A 20,500-nucleotide genomic window follows, 5' to 3' on the forward strand; every position below is an offset into this window, starting at 1 on the left:
TGCCGAAACACCCACAAAGCCACCCATCATATCGCTTGGTATGGATATCACCGGGACCAAAAACAAGATCCAACGCGTCATCAAAGTCGCCGAGGAGAGTTACAAGAAGATCAACGAAGTGATCGAAAAGATCGAGAAACTACAGACGGATCTCGCCACGACAAGCGATCAGGTCGATCACATCGAGATGGAACTGGCCGAACAGCGCGCCCTCATCGAACGGCTGGCCGAGGAACAGGGGCTCGACATCGAGGCGATTCTCGCGGATGTCGAGTACCCGGAGCGGTTACTCGGAGACGAAGCGGACGGGACAGATCCGGAGAGCAACGATGTAGCGACAAGTCGTCCATCTGCAACAGGGTCTGACGAGCAGTAACGTGTCTATCGAGTCTCGGCCCGAACCGCCCGCCGGAACGGAGTGGGTGTTTCTCGCGACGACCAACAGGGATCTTGAAGCGGTGGCGATCGACGAGATCGAAGCCCTCACCGGCGCAGACGCTACAGTAACCCACCCCGGGATGGTCCGTTTTACCGCCGACATCGCGGCTGTGTACACACTCCACGCGCGTGCCAGGTCGCTCCACCGGATCATGCTCGAACTCGTCAGGACCCCCTTCGAGACACTGGACGATCTCACGGCCCTGATCGGACGACTGGCTATACCGGCCTACCTCGGTAGCGAGCAATCCTTTGCAGTCAGGGCGAAACGCCGTGGTGAGCACTCGTTTGGGAGTCCGGACGTCGAACGGGAACTCGGACAGGCGATTATCGACCGGTATCGGAGCCAGGGTCAACCACGCCCGGCGGTCGATCTCGACGATCCGGATCTGATCTTCCGGATAATCGTCAGAGGCAACACTGTAACGGTCGCGATCGATGCGACCGGACAGCGTTCACTCCACAGGCGCTGGTACCGCGTTCGGGAGCACGAGGCTTCACTCCGCCCGACGATCGCCTACGCAATGTGCCAGTACGCGGGCTACCAGCCGGGAGACCGACTTCTCGACCCCATGTGTGGCTGTGGCACTATCCCGATCGAGGCAGCACTCACCTCGCTGGATCTGTCGCCAACACTGAACCACGACCCCGCACTGACGGCGTTCCAGTTTCTCGATCCCCAGCGATACCACCAGTTACAGCGCGATACAGATTCCGGAACCCGCCCGGCAGTCACCGGATTGGATATCGACGACGGTGCCGTGGAGGCGACGCGAGCGAACGCCAGAGAGGCCGACATTCTGGACAGCATTACAGTTTCGACGGAGGATGCGACGGTGATCGACATAGAGACAGATGTCGTCGTGACAGACCTGCCGTTCGGGATCCGGACGAACACGGAGTTGCGGGTACTGTACGATGCCTTCTTCGAGAATTTACAGGCTGGTAGCTGGGAGCGAGCAGTCGTACACACCGCACGCGAGGAGTTGGTACCAATCGAAATCAGTGAAACGATCCCAATGCGTCGTGGACGACTCGAAACGAGTATTCTCGTGATCGAATAGCCGCCGATTAGGCGGGTTCCGGTAACTGGAAGCTAACGCTTTCGTCTTCGTCGACGGAGACCATCCCGTCGAACAGTTGTTTGAGGGTGTTCATCGTCTCCGCGTCGTGGGCGTTCGACTCGATGACGTGGATCCCGATCGCCTCTGCATCTTCGATCCGACTCGTCAGAACGTGCATAAACCGGAAGACAGTCTGGAGATCGGAGTACATGAGCAGCGTCGACAGCGAATCGATCGCGACGCGGTTGTGTCTGACCTGGCGGTCGGTGTAAAACTCTTCGACGAACTCTGAGAATTTGATACCGATCCCCGTCATGTCGACCGGGGAAGAAGTGTATTTGACCAGCTCCGTATCGTTGGTCGACCGTCCCTGGTGTTGGGTGACACAGTCGACAACACCGACGTGAGCGTCCTCAGGATTCTCCAGTAGCGATCGGAAATCCGTGAGAACCCGGTCTGAACTATCCCGGGTCGTGACGATGACGGCCCCCTCACCACTGTTCGCCCCGTGAGCAAGCCCCTCCATCATGAGACGTCGCTTGCCACTTAGTGGTGGCCCAGAGATGAGAATATTCGTCCCTTCCTCGACAGATTTGTTATCGAACGCCGGACCAAGTTCGTACATTGCAATGTTCCCTTTGGAGACTGACACGGATCAGCGAGCCAATCCCTTTCTCTCGTCTGTTATCTTGGCCAGCATATATATATGGTTTTTTGTTACTGACTGGACTCCTGATATCGATGTCGAACCGGGGAGTTTTTATTCCAACGCCGGTTTGTTGCGGATGCGGGCGCTTAGCTCAGCTTGGACAGAGCACTTGGCTTCGGACCAAGATGTCGCGGGTTCAAATCCTGCAGCGCCCACTTCCAGACGGGTTGTTCTAGATTGTCCGTACGGCGTAGGGGCGTTTATAAATCATATCAGTCCATCAGAGAAGTGATTTCAACCCGCGACGGGTTGACCCCGTCACGTCCCGCAACTTTCTGCGAAAAGTATCGTAGTTTTGATGTGTAAGGCTGCCCGAGTAGTATCCCGGTTAGAAGGGTCAACGGCCAATCAAGACCCGGCCGAAATCCGCCCTTTTTCACGCACGTTTCGGGTGCCCTGCCCTTTTATGCGCGCGAAAGTGTAAGATTTCAATTATGATGTCCGTCGGCACGCGGGATGGCCCAGATGGGGCACCACCGTCTCGAAGGCACGTGCAGTTATGGCTCCGAACAGGGGTAAATGCCTAAAAATTGGATTTGAGACGGGTCTCGTGCTGCAATACGGGCTCGGGGGTCAAAGATCTATCCGGTCGCCGTGGCGGTGCCGGCGGTGCGGATCAAGCGGGAGAAATTTTTTTCAGCCTAACACCGCGGAGGTGCCCGGCGATGAGGGATGAGAACCCTCGTCCGTCGGATCACACTAATTTATGCATAAGTATCATACAATCTGACAAAATATGGCCGAGTCACCGGATGACCCTCCTTTCCGATCCACCAAATCAACTGAGGCGATTCAAGCTGCCTACGACGAGGAAGAAGCCACGAGCTATGTCGAGAGACACTGGCTCAAGCGCCGTATCGAACGGCGTACCCGCCGCCACCAATTCGGGGATGCCACCGGTCGCGTCCTCGACGTTGCCTGTGGCACTGGCGAGAACCTCCCCCATCTTCCTGAATCAACTGAAATCGTCGGGATTGACATCAGTACACCTATGCTCCTTCTCGCGCGCGAGAGGGCAGACGACCTCGGTCGGCAAGTCGAACTGGAGCAGATGGATGCCCAACGGCTCTCGTTTGCGGACGATTCGTTCGACCACGTCATCTCATCGCTCTCGACTTGTACCTTTCCAGATCCCACCGAGGCGCTGAACGAGATGGGGCGAGTCTGCAAACCTGACGGACAGATTCGACTGTTAGAACATCACAAATGGAAAGCACCTGTGTTTGGCAGAGTCACAGAACGAATGCACGAGGGCGAATATGAGCGAGTCGGCTGCCGACTGTATGAGGATCCAACGACAGTGGTCAGACAGTCAAATCTGGAGGTCATCTCTGACCGACGGTGGCGTCTCCCACCATTCACTGGTATCACCGCTTGCCCACCAACAACCGCCGATACACCAATTTAATAGAGCACCTCGAAACGTACAGCAACTGCTTACCGTCCCCAAGCATCTAAAAAACTTCTTGGGAGGGTGAGCCGAAAGGCTCTGACAATGAGCGGCGATCAAGAGCGCTCGACTCCGTACGGCGCGTGGTCATCGCCGATCTCCGCCGAGATGGTTGCCAGTGGCGGGATCGACTTCGGTCACACTGATTTGGACGGCAATACCATTTACTGGCGCGAAGCACGGCCAGCCGAAGACGGCCGTGGCGTCGTCGTGCGTCACGACGGTGAAGATACTCGAGACGTGACGCCTGACGACGTCAACGTCCGCACTCTCGTTCACCAGTACGGGGGTGGTGATTTTGCCGTACACGATGATGTCGTCTTCTTCGTGCGATTCAGCGACCAACGCGTCTACAGACAGCCACGGAACGGCGAGCCGACACCAATCACGCCAGAGCCCGAGACCGACCGCGGGTTGCGATATGCGGACTTCGAAATCTCCTCCGACGAGAACCATCTCTACTGCGTCCGGGAGGATCACGATGCGCCTAATGTCGAGGAAGCTGTCGACGAGCCGGTGACTTCTCTGGTACGGCTCACACCCGACGTGGACGAGGAACCCGTAGTGGTCGCATCAGGCCACGGTTTCTATGCGGCGCCTACGCTCTCGCCGGACGGTGACCGGCTCGCGTGGCTCACGTGGGATCACCCGCGGATGCCGTGGGACGGCACCGAACTCCACGTCGCCGACGTAGATGACGACGGAACGCTTTCGAACGAGCGCGTTGTCATGGGCGGCTCCGAGGAGTCGGTCTTCCAACCGGCGTGGCGCCCCGACGGAACGCTCCACGCCATCTCTGACCGGACGGGCTGGTGGAATCTCTACCGACGAGATGGTGACGACTGGGTGCCCTACCGCGAGGAAGAAGCGGAGTATGGCGTTCCGCAGTGGGCGTTCGGTCTTGCCACGTACGCGTTCCTTGACGAGGGGCAGGTTGCCGTGGTCGTCATTCGCGACGGGGAACAGACACTCGAACTGATCACCCCGGATGGGGATCGAACAGTCACAGACCTGCCGTTTGCAGCGTTCGGAGAGCGCGGACAGCCGCGACTTCGATCGGACGGCTCGTCCCTCTATTTCGTCGCCAGCGGCCCCGCGACGCCGCCGCGACTGGTTCGCTGGTCGCCCGGGGCGGAGTCGACCGTGCTACGACTCGGGAACGAAGTAGAACTCGACGAGGAGTACGTGTCGGTGCCGGAGCACACCAGCGTCCCGACGCGAGACGGGTCGGAAACCCACACGTTCGTCTACCACCCGGCCAATCCGGACGTAGATGCACCTTCCGACGAGTGTCCGCCAGTTCTCGTGTTTGTACATGGCGGCCCGACGAGCGCGGTGCTTCCGGCTTTCCACCTCAGCACGCAGTTCTTCACGTCCCGCGGGTTTACTGTCGTTCACGTGAACTACCGTGGTTCGACCGGACACGGTCGGGCGTATCGTGAGGCGCTGTACGGCGAGTGGGGAATGACCGACGTCAAGGACTGCATCGACGCCGCGCAGCATCTGGCCGAGACCGGGCGAGTCGATGGTGATCGCATGGCCATCAGGGGCGGAAGCGCCGGTGGGTTCGTCGTCCTGTCGGCACTCGCGTTTCACGATGTGTTCGCAGCGGGGACGAGCTACTACGGTGTGGCTGACCTCACGCGCCTCGCCGAACTCACGCACAAGTTCGAGTCACGGTACCTCGACCAGATGGTCGGGCCGTACCCCGAGATGGCCGACACATACGATGCCCGGTCGCCAGTCCACCACGCTGACGGCATCGAGGCCCCCGTACTCCTCCTCCAAGGAGAGGACGATCAAGTCGTGCCGCTTTCACAGGCCGAAGAGATGGTGGAGGCGCTTTCCGCGAATGACGTCCCGCACCGTCTCCGCGTGTTCGAAGACGAACAGCACGGATTCCGCCGTGCGGAGTCCCGGAAACGCGCTCACGAGGCGGAACTAGCGTTCTACGGCGAGGTGTTCGGATTCGACCCCGACGATGACCTTCCCCCGTTCGACTTATCGGAGAGCTATGATCTGGAGCATCGCGGCCACTAAGAAACTGGCGTGTGAGTGTCTGGATACCCCGGGTCAGACGAAGGCGGTGTGACGGTTATAGATAGAAAGCTGGGCCAATACGGACATCTCCCCTCAACCACTCAGTTCGCCCGGGACTATCCATCTGAGGTTGTGAGTCCCTGATTGCGTTAGCTAAGTTTGTGAAAATTCCCAAACTCCAGACTACACCTGCACCATATCAAATAAGTGTCCACGAGGGGTCGTCTGAAAGTATGAGCCTACGCAGCGATGGGGGCACATCTGAAATTCCCTCTCTCGATTCATCGTTTTCTCGCGACGAAGTCTCGATGGATCTCACGATGTGTGGTCTTCTCGTCGAGAAAGCCGAAGAGATGGCGAACCTCTACGCGTCCCATCGTGATTGGACGACGGTCGAAGATCGATGGTTCGACGAACGGATTGACGGGCGAAGCACACGCGGCAGCTCGCGGAAGGTCTACCGAGTCCTGAGTTCGAGGTTCAAGACTGCGGACACCTCGTTGCCGTCGATTTCGCAACTGCCGTCCGTCTTCGAGCAGTGCGACACCACGCGAGACAAGGCACAGGTCTTGTACTTCTACCTCGTCGAAGACGACCCGCTCGTTCGATTCGTCGTTCATGAATATGTACGACGACTGCAGGAACGCAGTACTGATAGCTTGGACTTCGAACAGGATGTCCTCGAATCGATTCTTGGAGGCTTTCATTACTCGGACGGTGGGAAATTCGATTACGCCGACTCAACGACCGCGAGGTGGGGTGAAGGATTCAGAAGCGTACTGCGAGAGATTGGCGTCCTCGAAACACAGCAAACGCTACAAGGACAGCCCCCGAATCTCGGTGAGATCCCTCTTCTCGTCGCCTCGGGCTACTCGTGGGAGAAGGAAGAGGATGAGTGGCTCACCCAACCTCGTGGGTGGCTCTATCTCTTCCAACCGGAGCCGTACTGGGACTCGTTGGCCGAACGCCTCAGTGAGCATCCGAGCTGGGAGGCGAGCGGAATTCACGGAGAGCTGCGACTTCAACCAGTCGACGAGACGTACGGCTGGGCCGAGCCGATGGAGGATAACTCATGACTGACGGGACGTGGTTCGCCGCCGACGTCGGGGTCGACTTCGAGGAGTCCGTACGGATCGACCGCGAGGACGACGGCCGCGACCACCGGCTGGAGTCGATCGACACCTACCACGTGACCGACGAGGCCGAGAACTTCATGTCGGACTTCTTCGCGCGGCTGCTCGGTCGGTCGGAGGACATGCGGTCGGGGGCGAACTACTGGCTCTACGGCTACTACGGCAGCGGGAAGAGCCACCTCCTCAGCGTGCTTCGCGGCCTAATGGACAGCGAGTGGCGCCGTGGGCGAGATGACATCTGGGGACAGCTCACCGACGGACGAGAATTGTCGGCGTTGCAGACGACGTGGGAGTCGATCCACGGCGAGTACGAGGTTATCCCGATTTCGGTGAACCTCCTGAAGCACCAAGGACAGAAAGAACTCAGTTTCAGCGAGATCGTCCTGCAGGCTGCCCACACGTCCGAGCGGCTCACGGGTGTCAAAGACGGGTTCTCCCCGCAACTCGACGTCGCCTACTTCGAGGACTGGTATCGGACGACCAACGCGTGGCCCGACCGCACGGCTCATGCTCGGTCTGCACTCAGCGACACCGTTTCCGACCCCGACAAGTACGACTGGGAGGACGTCCAGCAGTACAACGCGCTGGCCGAGACCGTCCTCCCCGCGCTCTTTGAGGAGGAGACCGGCACGGCCGACGGGCTGGACGACCTGACGCCCTCGGATCTCGACCCCGAGGCGATGGTCAGCCGCCTCGAACAGCTACGGAGCGACCGCGAGGACGAACTCGGTCGCCCGGTCAAACTTGTCTTGCTGCTGGACGAGGTGAGCCTGTTCATCGGTACTGACTTCGACCGCCTGACCGAGCTGCAGACGCTCGCAGAAAGCGTCGACGAGATCGGCGACGGGGACATCCAGATGGTCGCGACCGCACAGGCCAAGATCGAGGACGTTCAGCCGCAGTTCGCCGCCCGGGGCGCTGACTTCAGCATCGTCAAGGATCGATTCCCACACCGGTTCGGGCTCCCGAGCAGGCACGTCGGCGAAATCTCGACCCAACGGCTGCTCAAGAAGACGACAGACGGGAGACGAGAGACGGAACGCGTCCTCGAACGCACCAGCAACGAGCCGGAGACGCTACTCGTGTACTCGGGAATCGAGCAAAACACCGAACCACCGCTCGACGACATCGACCGCGACCGTCTCCTTGACTTCTATCCCTTCCTCCCATACCAGCCGGCGCTGTTCCTCGATATTCTCTCGAATCTCCGACAAGAGGCTCACGACCCGGCCAAGTCGATTTTCTCGGGGACGGCCCGGGCGATTCTGGCGCTTGTCCACGGCCTTTTGCAGGAGTGGCTGGATGCTGATGAAGAGACGCATCTCGTTTCGCTGGTCAACTTCTACGACCTCATCGAGCCGGAACTTGAGGACATCACGCCGCAGGACGTTGCAGTCATCGAAGAGATCGAAGAGCAACAGGAACGGGGCGAACTGGAAGAACTCGATATAGATGTAGCGAAGGCCGTACTTCTTCTACAGCACGTTCCCGAGACGATCCCAATGTCCGAGCGGAACCTCGCTGTCGCCATACTGAGCGACCTCAACGGCCCAACCCAGTTCCAGATGGAAAACCGTGTCGAGGAATCACTTCAACGCCTCCGGAAGTTTATCCGGCCGACGCACGACGAGGCGGGAGCGAAGTATGCATTCACGGGGCCAGTAGAGCGCGAGATTTACGAACGGGCCGAAGAGAACCTGAATAATATCGACTGGGAAGCCATCATTGAGGAGTTGGACACCTATCTCTGGGACGACATCGTCCGTGATATTTCGCTTCCGACGGCAGCCGAATACGGCGACACCAGCGAACAGTATCCGGTTCGCTACGAATTTACTGTCGATGGGACTCCGTTCGAGACCACGGTCGAATCTGACGATTCACTTGATGTGGAGGTGGCTATTGAGGGTATTTCTCTAGCACCGCGTCAAAATGAGTTTGAAGACGATCCGATGGAGTGGGTGATAAGTGAAGACGGACTAAACGACCTCCGTGACAGTCTAGTAGATTGGTGGGCACTCAGAGATGCCGTGGGTGACGAGCTTCCAGAATCCGTCGAACGCGACCTCACAGATCGAGCAACTCGTGTCCGTAGCAAACTTGTTCAAGCACTCGATAATGGCTCGTTCACGGTCAAGGATCGGACGGAAATCCACGGATTGTCCGCGGCGGTAGAAGAGTTCGTGGAGGTTCGCTATCCCGATGACTTCCACCCAGTAATGCTGCAGGTCAATGAGGAACATCTGCGGGAACTCCGCGGACTCTCTGCCAATGACCCGCTTCCGGGGTGGAGCCAGCAGATCGAGGTCGCTACCGAGGATCCGGAGACCCACGGTGGAAGAATTCAGAACAACGTGAGATCGTTTACCCACACGCCATTAGATCAGAGTGGCGGTAGCCTCGCGATGGCCACCGTTCTTGACGAGATCACCGACCGGAAACCGATCTACGAGGATGCCCGCCCCGCCCTTTGTGCGATTATCTGGGGGCTCTGTCGCAAGGGTGACTTCCTCCCCGTCGACGAGACCGGGGACTCGCTCGAACTCGACTCCGTCATCAACCTGAGCGAGTTGACGACCACACGTCTCAAGATCGCGGGGGGAAGTGGCGTCCGCAAGGCGCTCGAAGCAGGCGGCTTCATCGACTCGACGGAGACCATCCCGGACGGGATGGTCAGGCTCCAGTCCGCGAACGAGACTCTCGCCGGGCGTCTCGGGAGTCTCATCGAGGACGTTGAGCTGGTCGCAAAGAGCGACCTCCAGACACAGCCCGTTCGGGGACTGCTCGACGCGTTCGTCAACGCTCTCGAAGACAAACAGCAGGCGGCCGTCGCCCGCCACGAGGCCGTGAAGTCACGAGATACCGACTGGCAGCAAGTGGTTGAGGCCACCAACGACGCACAAGAGTGGTACGACGATGCCGAGGAGGTGTGGAACCTCCGCCTGCCGGCGCTGGCGCAGCTCGACGCCCAGCTCACCCTCGCTCAGCAGTCCTTCGACTGGCTGACCGACGAGTGCGACACTGCCAGCCGGGCGCTTCGGGACAGTATCGCGGAGTACGACGACGAGTGGTGGACGCACGACGGCTGGGACAGGTTCAACGACGCCCGAACAGTCTCGCCATCGTTGGACGACGCCATCGAGGACGCGTGGGAAACGTTCCAATCGTCGACGGATGTGGACGCGTTCGTTCGTGATCTCGACGACCACCCGTGGATCCGGCCACCGAGTGACTTCGGATCGAACGTTCGCCCCGCCTTCGAGAACGCGTACATCACGCCGCTTCGCCGGGCCGCGTCGTGGTACGAGGATGTCTCGGAGGCCGTCACCACCGTGACCGGGGGCACGACGGGCACAGAGGCAGACGACTTCATACGGGCGACGGACACGCTGGTCGATACCGAGCCACTCCACGTGGTCGCGGGCAGCGAGATCGACGAGTTGCGGGCCACGTTCGAAGAGCTGCAAGCGATCGTGGGCAACCAACCGCCGTCGGAGGTCACTGCAGTCGGCCTGCTCCCGTTGGATCGGGAGTCGCTAGACGCCGAACTCGAGCGGTTGGTCGAGCGTCACGACCTCAGTATCGAGCGGATGGAAACGGGGATGATCGTCCGATGACGAGCAACCGTCCCCTCCACGACTTCAAAGAGCGACTTGCCCGGTTTGCAGACGGGCGTCGCGGCATCCGAAACCCGTTCGTGATCGTCCCCGTTCAGCCGAAATACGAGCGACGCGTCGCCGACCGCCTCGTCGAGTGGGCAGAAAATCCACACGAAACCGATGGGTTTCCCGTGGACGGAACCGTGCAAGTCCTCCGGTTGGACGAGTTGCTCGTGGAGACCGACGTGTTTGACCTCGCGGTCGATCTCGGTGACCGATCGCAGCCGGCTACGATCAAAGACACGATGCAAGATCGGTTGGCAGAGGAACTGATCGGGGTCATGGTCGAAGAAATCGCGGCTCCCGACCAGCAGCGACACGTGGTGGTCTTGACCCACCTCGGCAGTCTCTACCCGTTCACCCGTGCCTCGGAGCTGCTTGACGAACTCGACCGCCGCAACGTCCAGTCAACGATCGGTATCCCGTTCCCCGGTGAAATCACTCTCGGGAAGTTGAGCTTCTTCGGCGAGGAATCGCGCAACTACTACCCGGCCCACCAGATTGACGGCCGCATCGAGGGGGTGCATCTCCAATGAGCGACCAACGTATCCACGACATCTTCCAGCAGTCACCGACCCGCGAACTTGAGGAAGTCCAGAAGGTCAACGCGAGAACACAGGCCGAGAACGACGTGCGCGAGTTCTACGAGACGGACAGCGCACGGAGCGTCCTCACCACGCTTGGGAACCTCGTCGACAGGTATCCGAACGAAGACCCGCGCTTCCTCTACATTTCTGCGACGTTCGGGTCGGGGAAGACCCACCTCCTGAAGCTCGCCGGGTTTGCCGCCGACACCGAATCGGAGTTCACCGACCTCGGCGAGGAGCTGGCGAGCCGGTGGCCGGGCTTCCAGTCGTTCAGACAGAGCATCGCGGACTCCCACGTCGACCGTCTGAAGCCGGTCTTCCTCAACCTTCTCAACCGGGACGCGTCACAGGAGCCGCCACTTCCCTACCTCATTTACGAGGCCATCGGCCGCGAACTCGGGTATCCGACTGATCCGAACTGGCTGCTCGAGTGGGCGTGGCAGCTGGACATGAACCACGGCGACTGCTGGGAGCAACTGCAAGAGATCGAATACGACGGGCGGACGTTCGACGAGGTGTACGACGAGCGGGCCTCGCTGCGGAGCTGGCTATATGGAGCTGTCCCCACTCTCGACGACTCACCGTATCGCTCCAGCGACGAGGTGAAACAGTCGATCGATAATGCGATCGACGAGGTCGACCCCGGCGAATTCGACTCGGAAGAACTCGTCTCCCGGGTCAAGGTGGCACAGGACGCCCTGAGTACAGCCGATACCGAGACGGAGCTGCTGATCGGCCTCGACGAGGTGGCGTTGTTCATCGGCGACGGTCGCCACCGCTACCGGGAGTTCCAAGAGACGATGGAGGCGCTGACGAATACCGCGACCGGGCCAAATCCGCCGATCGTCGGCACGGGACAGTATCCCTTCCAGCGCATCCACAGCGAGTTCGAGGACTCTGACGTCACCGACGAGCCGTGGTGGGGCGAACAGGAGCCGCTCGAAGGGGCCGACACTGAGATCATCGTCCGCAAACGGTGGCTCCAGAAGGACGGCGACGGCGAGCGGGCAGTCGAGCCGGCGATTCAGGAGATGCCCGATCTCACGCTCGACGCGTACTCTGACATCACGGGTACGGATCCAGATGCAATCGAGTCCTATCCCTTCCGCGAGTACGATCTTGGCCTGTTGCGCACGGTGATCCAGCAGTTGATGCCGCGCGGTCGCGTGACCGAGGAAGAGTACGTGCAGGGTCGGGCCTTGCTCATCCTCGTGCGGTCGCTGTTCACGCGGTTCGAGTGGGGCGAGAAGTCCGTCGGCGCGCTCGTCACGTGGGACGAACTGTACGACCTACTGGTGGAGGAGACGACGTACGTCCCGCTGTGGGTGCAGGAGATGGTCGACAACAAGCTCGTCCCATCCACCGGCGGGGATGAAGACGCGTTCTCGGTGCGGGTCGCGAAGGCGCTGTACCTCCTGAATCAGGTGCGCTCGGAGGTGCCGTCCACGCCGTCGAACCTTGCCCGACTGATGGTCGGGTCGACAGACGAGTCGCTCGCATCATTCCGAGACGACGTCGAGTCTGCGCTGGCAGACCTCGTCGAGGACAGGAAGGTGCTGACCGAGACCAACGACCGCGGGGACGAAGAGTACCTGCTGGTTTCCGAGGAACAGGAAGACATCCTGACGAGAGCGAAGACTCGGGCGCAGCAGATTTCGTCTCACCGGCTGTCGGCCAAGTTGGAGACGTACCTGCAGGAGGGGAGCAACCACCTCCTCTCATCGGGCAGTCGACACGAGGTCGATCTCGATGGTGAGCGCCGGGTGCCGCTCCGGTTTGAATACTCCATCCTCGATCCGATCGAGCGGGCTCCCACCCCGGAGTTCGACGCCATCCGCGTCCGGCTGGTCGCCGACCAGCCCGACACGGTGGCCGATCAGGTGGACGTGTGGCAGTCGACAAACGGGGGACAGGACGGCGGTGAGCACATCCTCGTAGCCGTCGATATTCCGGAGTCGACCGTTGACCGGTTACGGGACGTCATGGGGATGCAAGAAGTCCTCTCGGAGGAGACCGAGACCTACTCTGACTTGGAGTCCGACCATCGTGACGAACAGCTCGCACTCGAATCCACGGTGCGCGAGCAGCTCGACGAGGCGGATGTCTACGTCCGCACCGGCGACACACGGGGTCGCTACGGCGACGCGTTCGAGCAAGTCGTGACGGGACAGGTACGGTCGGTCTTCGGCCAAACGCGGCACGTCCTGACGAACGGGATCACCGAAGTCAACGACGCCGAGCAGATGGCGCGGTTCTTCCGCGGCGTCGACGACTGGCCGCTGTCGAGCGAGGACGCCGTCACGCTCGGCGTTGACACCGACCGGGCGGAACTCGCCGACGGCTGGTGTCAGGAGTTCCTCGACGACTACGAGAACACCCAGTCGCTCCGCGGCGAGGACTTGCTCGCCCAGACCGTCCAGCGCGGCGGCAACTACCGTGGGACGCCACGGGAGTCCATCGCGGCGCTTTTGATCACGCTCGCCACGGCCAACGAGATCGCCCTCCGTCGCGACGACGAGTACATCACTGAACCCGAGGAGATCGGGCGGGCGGTCAGGAACAAGACGAACATGACTGGCGTACAGATTCGGTTCGAGTCGTTGGACGGCATCGATCCCGATCAGATTCGGGAGACCGTCCGGACGCTCATGGGCGAGTCGCCGGACGGTAGCGACCCGGACGCGTGGCTCTCGGAGCTGGCCGAGTGGGTCGACGAGAACAGCGTTCTGGTGAAACGCGTCCTTCGGGGCGTCAGTAGAGAGTTCGGCGAGGGTGCGTCGCTGGACGAACTTGAGGACGCCCTCGAACCGGCACTCGGCGGTGAGGCGCTCAAGACCGAGGACTTCGCGACCGATGCGGTCGAGCGACAGGCCGAACGGTTCGCTCGGGCCAGAGGGCTGTTCCGGCCGGACGAGGACGATGAGACCCTGTGGGAGCGGTTCAGCGAGCGGACGGCCGAGATGCAGCGCCTCCATCCCGGCGCTGACGTCACCGGTGACATGCAGGGCATCGCCGGCGGTATCGATGTGCCCGACGCCGAGCGACTTCGGGCGCTGATCGACGAGGCAGACGCCCACAGACAGCGCGTCGTTCGGGAGCAGTACGAGCGCATCACCGGCGAGACGCCCGCCGACGAGGCGCCGGAGAGCGTTGTCTCCAGCCTCGCAACGTGGCTCTATGCCCACGACGGGAGCAGCAAGGAGATTGCCGACCGGGTGTCCGTCGAATTCGAGGGGGTGACCATCGACGATCTGTACGACTTCTTTGAGGTGGCATGGGAGGGTGACTCGTTCTCGGAGGAGGAACTCGTCGATCCGGCGGTCGTTCAGCAAGCCGAGCGATACTCGAGGGCGCGGCAACTCCTCGAATCGTCCGGCGGCAAGTCCAGTCTCTGGTCGCAGCTTCTCGACGCGTCGAGACGGCTCGAAGAGGAGTATCCGAACCACCCGGTTACGAGTGACGTGGATGAGACGCTTTCTCGGTCACAGCCACCGAGCGTGGACGAGGTCGAAAGGCTCCTTGACGAAGCCGAAGACCCATTCAAGGTCGACGAACGGCTGGAGGAACTCGCCGACGAACTGCAGGCTGAACACCCCGATCACGAAGTTACCTCGGCAGTCGTTGACGCCGTCGAAGGAACCATCCCGCTGAGCGACGAACGTGTGGGGGAGTTAATCGAGGAAGCCGAACAGTTGCTTGAGGGCGTGGACGAGCAGATGCGGCGGATTAGGGAGACGATGGACGAACTTGAGGATGGTTCCGTAGTGCTGATTGAGTCGCTCGACTGAGTGGTAGAATTTTTTGTCAGCGGGGTATGAGAATCGGGACATGCGTGAATACAAAGATAACATATTCTATTACGAATCCGGAGAGAAAGCAGACCCATTAGAAAAGAATACCGTACACGGGCTCGTTAAGACTCTCAAGGACACGGAGTTCCCCGTATCACAGCGGGTTCTTGAGTTCTGTACTGGTCGCTCCTTACCGGACTCGGCTACATTTGAGTACGAAACGGAAGTGCCTGCTAAGAGGGTGTCTTCTGATTCGGCAGAGAGGATTCTGATCGGTCTTTCAAGAACTGGTGGGGTAAGAGACGGGGGTGGCGCGGGAGAATCACCGCAAGTGGACGCCCGAGTCCGAATCAAGAATTCTGAGGGAGAGTCTCTGTATGATGTGTTTATTGAGGCAAAGGTTCGTGGCTCTGATCTTCAGCGCAGCCAGCTCGATGATTACGTTGACGCCTTCGACATCGATGAGCAAGGTGAAGATAGGCAGCCGTGGGATACCATCCAGTGGTCGGATATTTACCGCCTTTTCGAGGAGGCTCGCGAATCTGTCCCAAGTGGCGAGGTTGCCTCTCGAGACGAGTATCTACTCAGCGAGTTCAACCATCGCCTTCTTCAGAAGGGTATGGTGCGGGGAACGCTCGGAGTGAGCAAGACTGGTGGAAGCGGGGACAAACACCGCAAACGGTTGCTCGTTGGCCCAAAAGACCCAGATAGTGATCCAGTACTTACCTTCTGGGCGTTCTCCCGCCGTGAAGAACAGAACCAATCCTCGTCGATGGAGCTTCCAGAAGATTGTCTTCAGGAACTCTTCGGTGAGATGTCTCTCGAGACTCGACGGAAGGTGTTCCTTGAAGGTAACTTCGAGAAATTACAGCAGTGGGTGGTTGATACAACGGATCTCACTCCATCGGACTTCAAAGACGATGGAAGTACTTTCGCGAGAGCCGAGCGAGAGGGATACCCTGAGCCAGCTGGCATAATGCTCAGATTCAGCAATTCAAACCTCTTCAAAATCAACTCTTACAACGTCGAGAAATCGAATGGCTGGATCTACTATCCACCGATATTGGCTCCTAACGAGTGGGAAACCGTGTTCACCGAATTAGCAGAAAAACTCTCTGCGAGCCAACGAGATCGGTTCATCGAGGATTTCGATTTGGACGCCCTCTGGGAGGCATATTTACACGATTCACCAATGAGTACAAGCTGAAAGGATGGTTCCATCTCGTTGTAGTGCCTTCCCGGATGGACAATCTTCAAGACACCTCCGTGGTTCTGAACGAAACATCACTAACTCTACTATGGAAGGGAATTCTGCGGCTCCGCGGAAGGCTCAGCTCGACAAGGAAGAGCGCGAGCATCTCGAAGACATCGTCACCGAGATGCGGGAGCGCGTCGAAGCGAACGTTCGCTACCAGCTCGAGGAGTATGATCTCGAAGAGCGTCCTGACGAAGACGCGCCCCTGAGCGACGAGGAGGAAGATCTCGTCGAGGCCATCGAATTGGAAGCCGTCGACGGTAACGAGTGGGACGAGGGCTACGAACAGTACATCACCGGCGTCGGCTACACTATCGTCAATCGGCTCGCTGCTCTCCGCTGTATGGAGGTTCGGAACTTCATCGATGACGAGGTGACGCGATTCCGTGAGGATGGGCTCACGCCGGCGGCCGACCGGCTGGTCACCGAGGAGTTCATGCTTGAGGAGGAAGCCGTCCTCGAAGCCTACCGAAACGCGTGCGACGACCTCGCCGAGGAGATCGAGATTCTCTTCGACCGTTCGACTGCCTACAGTCTGATCGATCCCGACGACGACACCTACGAAGACCTCTGTGAGATGCTTGACAAGGTTTCTGACGAAGTCTGGCGAGCCGATGACGTGCTCGGTTGGGTCTACGAATACTACAATGTCAAACTCCTCGACGATCTTCGACGGAAGGGCGACCACGAGGGATTAGAGCCCGAAGACGTACCGGCGGCGAACCAGTTCTACACCCCCCACTGGGTCGTGCGGATGCTCACTGACAACTCCCTCGGCAAACTCTATCTCGAAGATCAAGGGGAGTTACAGGATACCGTCGAAAGGCAGGACTCGATGACATCCAACGAGCGCAAGAACCGCCCTCTCTCCCCTAACGAATCTCCGGACATCGCGGACTTCTGTACCTATCTTGTCCCCTCTGAAGAGGAAGGTGAGCCCCCGGAATTTGATGGCCCTGAGGACATCCGCGTCATCGATCCAGCTTGTGGTAGCGGACACTTTCTGTTGTATGCGTTCGACGTGCTGGAGCGAATCTATCGGGCCGAGACTGACCTCGACCACGCCGAGATCCCCCGAGAAATCCTGCGGAACAACCTTTACGGCGTCGACCTTGACATGCGGGCCTGCCAACTCGCTGCATTCAACCTCTATTTGAAGGGGCGTACGCGTGCTGAAGCGGAGGGTGCCAACGGCTTCGACATGCCAGAAGTCGGTATCGTCTGTGCCGACGCCAAGGTAGCTGATGTCGAGGGTGTTGAGGCGGTTTTCGAGGAAGTTATTTCGAGCAGCTCGAGTATCGAGGGCGCTCTAAGTGAAGAGGATGTTCGCGAGGCGTTAGAAAATATCCTCGGCGCATTCGAGAACATCCACGGACTAGGAAGCCTTCTCGACGTTCGAGGAACTATCGGTGAGATGTTTAGTGATGAAGAGGGTGGCCTTCAGTTAACCTTCGAAGACGATTTCTCTGCTGACTACACTTTAAGCAGTTTCCTCCACACCCTACAGAAGGCAATCTCAGAGCATCGTGATGAAGATTCGTTCTTAGCACAGGACTTGCGTAGTTTTGTACGATTGCTCGATGTGCTTGCACAGGACTACGATGTGGCATTAATGAACCCCCCGTATGGATCAAAGAATCGAATGCCAGACGTTGTTCAGGACTATGTTGAATCACATTATTCATACCCCAGTGAATTTTATATCAACTTCTTCGAAGTTTGTAGCAGATTGACAAACCAATATGGCCGTATCGGTATGTTGATTCCAAGCACCTTCATGTTTAAAGGCCGATACGAGAAATTTCGGAGGGACTTCATAGGGCGTGAAGGTAGTTTTGACTTTTTAGCAGAATTTGGCAATGGTATCCTTGATAACGCAACTGTTCGGACAGTCGGTACTGTCGTACGGAATGGTGCAGAGCAAAAACCGACGGGAACGTTCTTTCGGCTTCACGACTTGCCCACTCAAGAGAAAGAAGAAGCGTTCACAAACATTGCGTCGGGTTTAGACACGAAGGTAAAGAGATACTTCGAGCTTAGTTTGGGCGAGTTTGAATCCATTCCAAGAACTCCAATCTGTTATTCTGTTCCGGGTATCGTTAGAGAGTTACAAGATAACGATACAAAAATTGACGCCGTTCAGGCCGGTATTGAAGGGGAGTCAGTGGCTCATGCTGTTACTGGTATTGTGACTGGGAATAACGACCGATTTACGAGGGAACATTGGGAGTTGTCCGATTTCGACCGGTTCAAACCCATGACAAAAGGCGGATCAAATGCTTGGGTAGTTCCACATATTCCAAAGACAGTAGAGTGGGGTGAAGGCGGGTCAATTGTGATGAAACGGTCTGGCGATTATGTTCGAACGCCAAATGAGGATCTGTATGGTCAAGAAGGATTGACGTGGACTTACATTAAGCAAACCGGGAGAAGATTTGGATACTATCCGGGAGGTCTGTTTAGCCATGCTGGCTTCATGTTAATTCCACGGGGAGATGAATCTCCGTGGACTATGATGGCTGTATTGAACTCGAATCTCTATCATAATATGTTCATATCTCAGACTTTAGATCGAATGTGGAATGTTGGTGAAGTCGGAGGATTGCCTTGGCTTGATGAACTTTCTGTAGACGAAGTTTCAGAACTAGCAGTAGAACAGTATCGGACAAGAATTAAGCAGCATACAAAAAATCCGACAAGTCCGTTTTACAAATCCGCTGCATTAGCACCGGAATCTGGGTTCTTCTACGATCATCCACATACTGAAGAAGTAGAAGAGTGGATAAAGGAAGACAACTCTGTAGATCCTGCGTTATCAATTAAGAATGCTGCTCTTGAAAACGAGCGGCAGAAGATCCGGCGGCACAATAAGCTGGAAACTTTATCAGAAGAAATTGACTCGATCATATACGAACTGCTCGATATAGACGAGGACACGCGAGACCTTATTGAACAAGAAGTCTTTCTTAGAACTTCTGAAACAGCTGAGGATAGGGAAATTCAAGATGAAGATACTGTCGAAGGCGTTCCAGAGAATATTGATGAACAAGCCAAAGGCCTTGTCCACCACTTCGCGATGGGGGCCGTCCGCGAGGAAGATGACGGCATCATCCCGCTTGAAGGTACGGACGAACAGGCTGATATGCTCGACCGAATCGTCGAGCGATTCGAGGATGCGTATGACGAGTATGCTGAAGACCGCCTCGTCGAGGTCGACGACATCCTCGGGGCCGAATCTGCCGGCGACGTGGCGTACCCCAACCTCCGGTCGTTCATCGAAGACGACCTCTTCGCCTACCACGTCGACACGATGGAGAACACGCCGATCATCTGGAAGCTCAGCACGGCGCGGCTCCTCGCCGACGCGAAGGGCGAGGGCTTCGCGTGCTTCGTCGACTACCATCAACTCGACGCCAGCCTGTTCGACCGCCTGAGCAACCAGTACCTCGAACCACGAAAGGCAGAACTCCGCGACCGTCGGTCGGCAGCGAACCAGCGCCGGAACGACGAGTCACTCTCTACGAGCGAACGCGCCGATGCGACCGACGAGTTCGAGTTCTGTTCGAGCGCCCTCGAACAAATCGCCGAACTCGAAGAGGTGATGCAGGAACTCGGCTCCACCAGCGAGCGGGATTTCGACGATGATGACCGGGAACGCGTCAGCGAGTTGGCCCCCAAGGTCGCCACGTTCCGCGAGGAAACCGCCGAGCGTATCGAAACGCTCGCCGAACTCCGCGAAATGAACGGCGAGGAGTGGTTCCAAGACACCTTCTCCGATGGCTTCTGGGACAAGGTCGACGAGTGGCGCGAGGAGTGGCTGGACGCCCTCGAAGAACTCGAACACGCCTGCGAGGAGTACGCCAAACCCGGCGACGAGCCTGTAGAAGCGCATCTCGCCGACCTCTTCGACTACTTCAACTGGCGGCTCAAGGGCTCGGATCACTACTCCAGCACCGGCATCCTCTTTATGACCTACTACTTCGAGCGCGAGGGCGCGGAGTTGCTGAACGAAGATGGAGAGCCCTTCGAGAATTTGACCGATGACGAACGGATGCTAGCCTCGCTGGCGACGGGAGTAGACGACGCGTCCACCATCGGCGAGGAGTATCTCGAACAGATTGCGGACGATGAAGATGTCGATGACGTTGATGACCTCCCGCCGCTAGCGGAGTTCAAGGCGCTGGCCGAGGAGATCGACGACCGCTGCCAGACCGTCGATAAGCAGGTTCCCTCTGATTGGTCTGATCGGTCGCTGTCGGAAATCACGACCGCCGGCTACCAGCCGAACCAGAAGCACGGCGTTGCAATCAATATCACTCCGCTTGTGGAGAAGAACATCGTTCCGGAAGTCGTCGAAGACAAGGTGCTCTAAAC

Annotated in this window: 11 protein-coding genes and 1 tRNA gene; 11 read left to right on the plus strand and 1 reads right to left on the minus strand. The window is 58.4% G+C overall.

The genetic code is table 11. The annotated features are described in order from the left end of the window. Positions 1-40: 40 nt before the first annotated feature. Complete coding sequence (locus EOW68_RS04435) at positions 41-376, plus strand: DUF5798 family protein (protein WP_431358739.1); 336 nt, start codon at positions 41-43, stop codon at positions 374-376. 1 nt (position 377) lies between these two features. Further along, a complete protein-coding gene (locus tag EOW68_RS04440; RefSeq protein ID WP_128223979.1) occupies positions 378-1,502 on the plus strand; it encodes a THUMP domain-containing class I SAM-dependent RNA methyltransferase in 1,125 nt (374 codons plus the stop codon). A 7-nt stretch (positions 1,503-1,509) separates the two neighbouring features. Here EOW68_RS04440 and EOW68_RS04445 read toward each other — a convergent pair whose 3' ends face one another. Continuing rightward, complete coding sequence (locus EOW68_RS04445) at positions 1,510-2,127, minus strand: RAD55 family ATPase (RefSeq protein ID WP_128223980.1); 618 nt, start codon at positions 2,125-2,127, stop codon at positions 1,510-1,512. A gap of 164 nt (positions 2,128-2,291) precedes the next feature. On the opposite strand from EOW68_RS04445, the gene EOW68_RS04450 reads away from it, so the two are divergent. The 9 genes from EOW68_RS04450 (at position 2,292) to pglX (ending at position 20,498) form a co-directional block, all read left to right on the plus strand. Then, positions 2,292-2,366 (plus strand) — tRNA-Arg (locus EOW68_RS04450). A gap of 581 nt (positions 2,367-2,947) precedes the next feature. Beyond that, on the plus strand, positions 2,948-3,619 hold the full coding sequence (locus EOW68_RS04455; protein WP_128223981.1) for a class I SAM-dependent methyltransferase: 672 nt from the start codon (positions 2,948-2,950) through the stop codon (positions 3,617-3,619). An 87-nt stretch (positions 3,620-3,706) separates the two neighbouring features. Next, a complete protein-coding gene (locus tag EOW68_RS04460) occupies positions 3,707-5,701 on the plus strand; it encodes a S9 family peptidase (RefSeq protein WP_128223982.1) in 1,995 nt (664 codons plus the stop codon). A gap of 233 nt (positions 5,702-5,934) precedes the next feature. Beyond that, entirely contained in the window at positions 5,935-6,777 is an 843-nt protein-coding gene (locus EOW68_RS04465; RefSeq protein ID WP_128223983.1) for a BrxA family protein, read from the plus strand. Then, positions 6,774-10,451 (plus strand): DUF6079 family protein, encoded by a 3,678-nt coding sequence (locus tag EOW68_RS04470; RefSeq protein WP_128223984.1) that lies wholly within the window; start codon positions 6,774-6,776, stop codon positions 10,449-10,451. The genes EOW68_RS04465 and EOW68_RS04470 overlap by 4 nt, the downstream gene beginning before the upstream one ends. Further along, positions 10,448-11,029 carry a BREX protein BrxB domain-containing protein gene (locus EOW68_RS04475; RefSeq protein WP_128223985.1) on the plus strand — a complete coding sequence of 194 codons (582 nt, stop codon included), beginning with the start codon at positions 10,448-10,450 and terminating at the stop codon, positions 11,027-11,029. The genes EOW68_RS04470 and EOW68_RS04475 overlap by 4 nt, the downstream gene beginning before the upstream one ends. Beyond that, positions 11,026-14,868, plus strand: a complete 3,843-nt coding sequence (locus EOW68_RS04480) for a hypothetical protein (RefSeq protein ID WP_128223986.1) — start codon at positions 11,026-11,028, stop codon at positions 14,866-14,868. Before EOW68_RS04475 ends, EOW68_RS04480 begins: the two co-directional genes overlap by 4 nt. A 40-nt stretch (positions 14,869-14,908) precedes the next feature. Next, positions 14,909-16,078, plus strand: a complete 1,170-nt coding sequence (locus EOW68_RS04485; RefSeq protein WP_128223987.1) for a hypothetical protein — start codon at positions 14,909-14,911, stop codon at positions 16,076-16,078. A gap of 91 nt (positions 16,079-16,169) precedes the next feature. Then, complete coding sequence (gene pglX, locus EOW68_RS04490) at positions 16,170-20,498, plus strand: BREX-5 system adenine-specific DNA-methyltransferase PglX (protein ID WP_128223988.1); 4,329 nt, start codon at positions 16,170-16,172, stop codon at positions 20,496-20,498. Positions 20,499-20,500 lie beyond the last annotated feature (2 nt).

The sequence above is a fragment of the Halovenus amylolytica genome (assembly GCA_004015825.1).
Taxonomy (GTDB): domain Archaea; phylum Halobacteriota; class Halobacteria; order Halobacteriales; family Haloarculaceae; genus Halovenus; species Halovenus amylolytica.

Excerpts from the sequence above, each read along its gene's own strand:
- EOW68_RS04435 (WP_431358739.1), top strand. The coding sequence starts at position 41 with ATGGATATCACCGGGACCAAAAACAAGATCCAACGCGTCATCAAAGTC.
- EOW68_RS04445 (WP_128223980.1), bottom strand. The coding sequence starts at position 2,127 with ATGTACGAACTTGGTCCGGCGTTCGATAACAAATCTGTCGAGGAAGGG.
- EOW68_RS04455 (WP_128223981.1), top strand. The coding sequence starts at position 2,948 with ATGGCCGAGTCACCGGATGACCCTCCTTTCCGATCCACCAAATCAACT.
- EOW68_RS04460 (WP_128223982.1), top strand. The coding sequence starts at position 3,707 with ATGAGCGGCGATCAAGAGCGCTCGACTCCGTACGGCGCGTGGTCATCG.
- EOW68_RS04465 (WP_128223983.1), top strand. The coding sequence starts at position 5,935 with ATGAGCCTACGCAGCGATGGGGGCACATCTGAAATTCCCTCTCTCGAT.
- EOW68_RS04470 (WP_128223984.1), top strand. The coding sequence starts at position 6,774 with ATGACTGACGGGACGTGGTTCGCCGCCGACGTCGGGGTCGACTTCGAG.
- EOW68_RS04475 (WP_128223985.1), top strand. The coding sequence starts at position 10,448 with ATGACGAGCAACCGTCCCCTCCACGACTTCAAAGAGCGACTTGCCCGG.
- EOW68_RS04480 (WP_128223986.1), top strand. The coding sequence starts at position 11,026 with ATGAGCGACCAACGTATCCACGACATCTTCCAGCAGTCACCGACCCGC.
- EOW68_RS04485 (WP_128223987.1), top strand. The coding sequence starts at position 14,909 with ATGCGTGAATACAAAGATAACATATTCTATTACGAATCCGGAGAGAAA.
- pglX (WP_128223988.1), top strand. The coding sequence starts at position 16,170 with ATGGAAGGGAATTCTGCGGCTCCGCGGAAGGCTCAGCTCGACAAGGAA.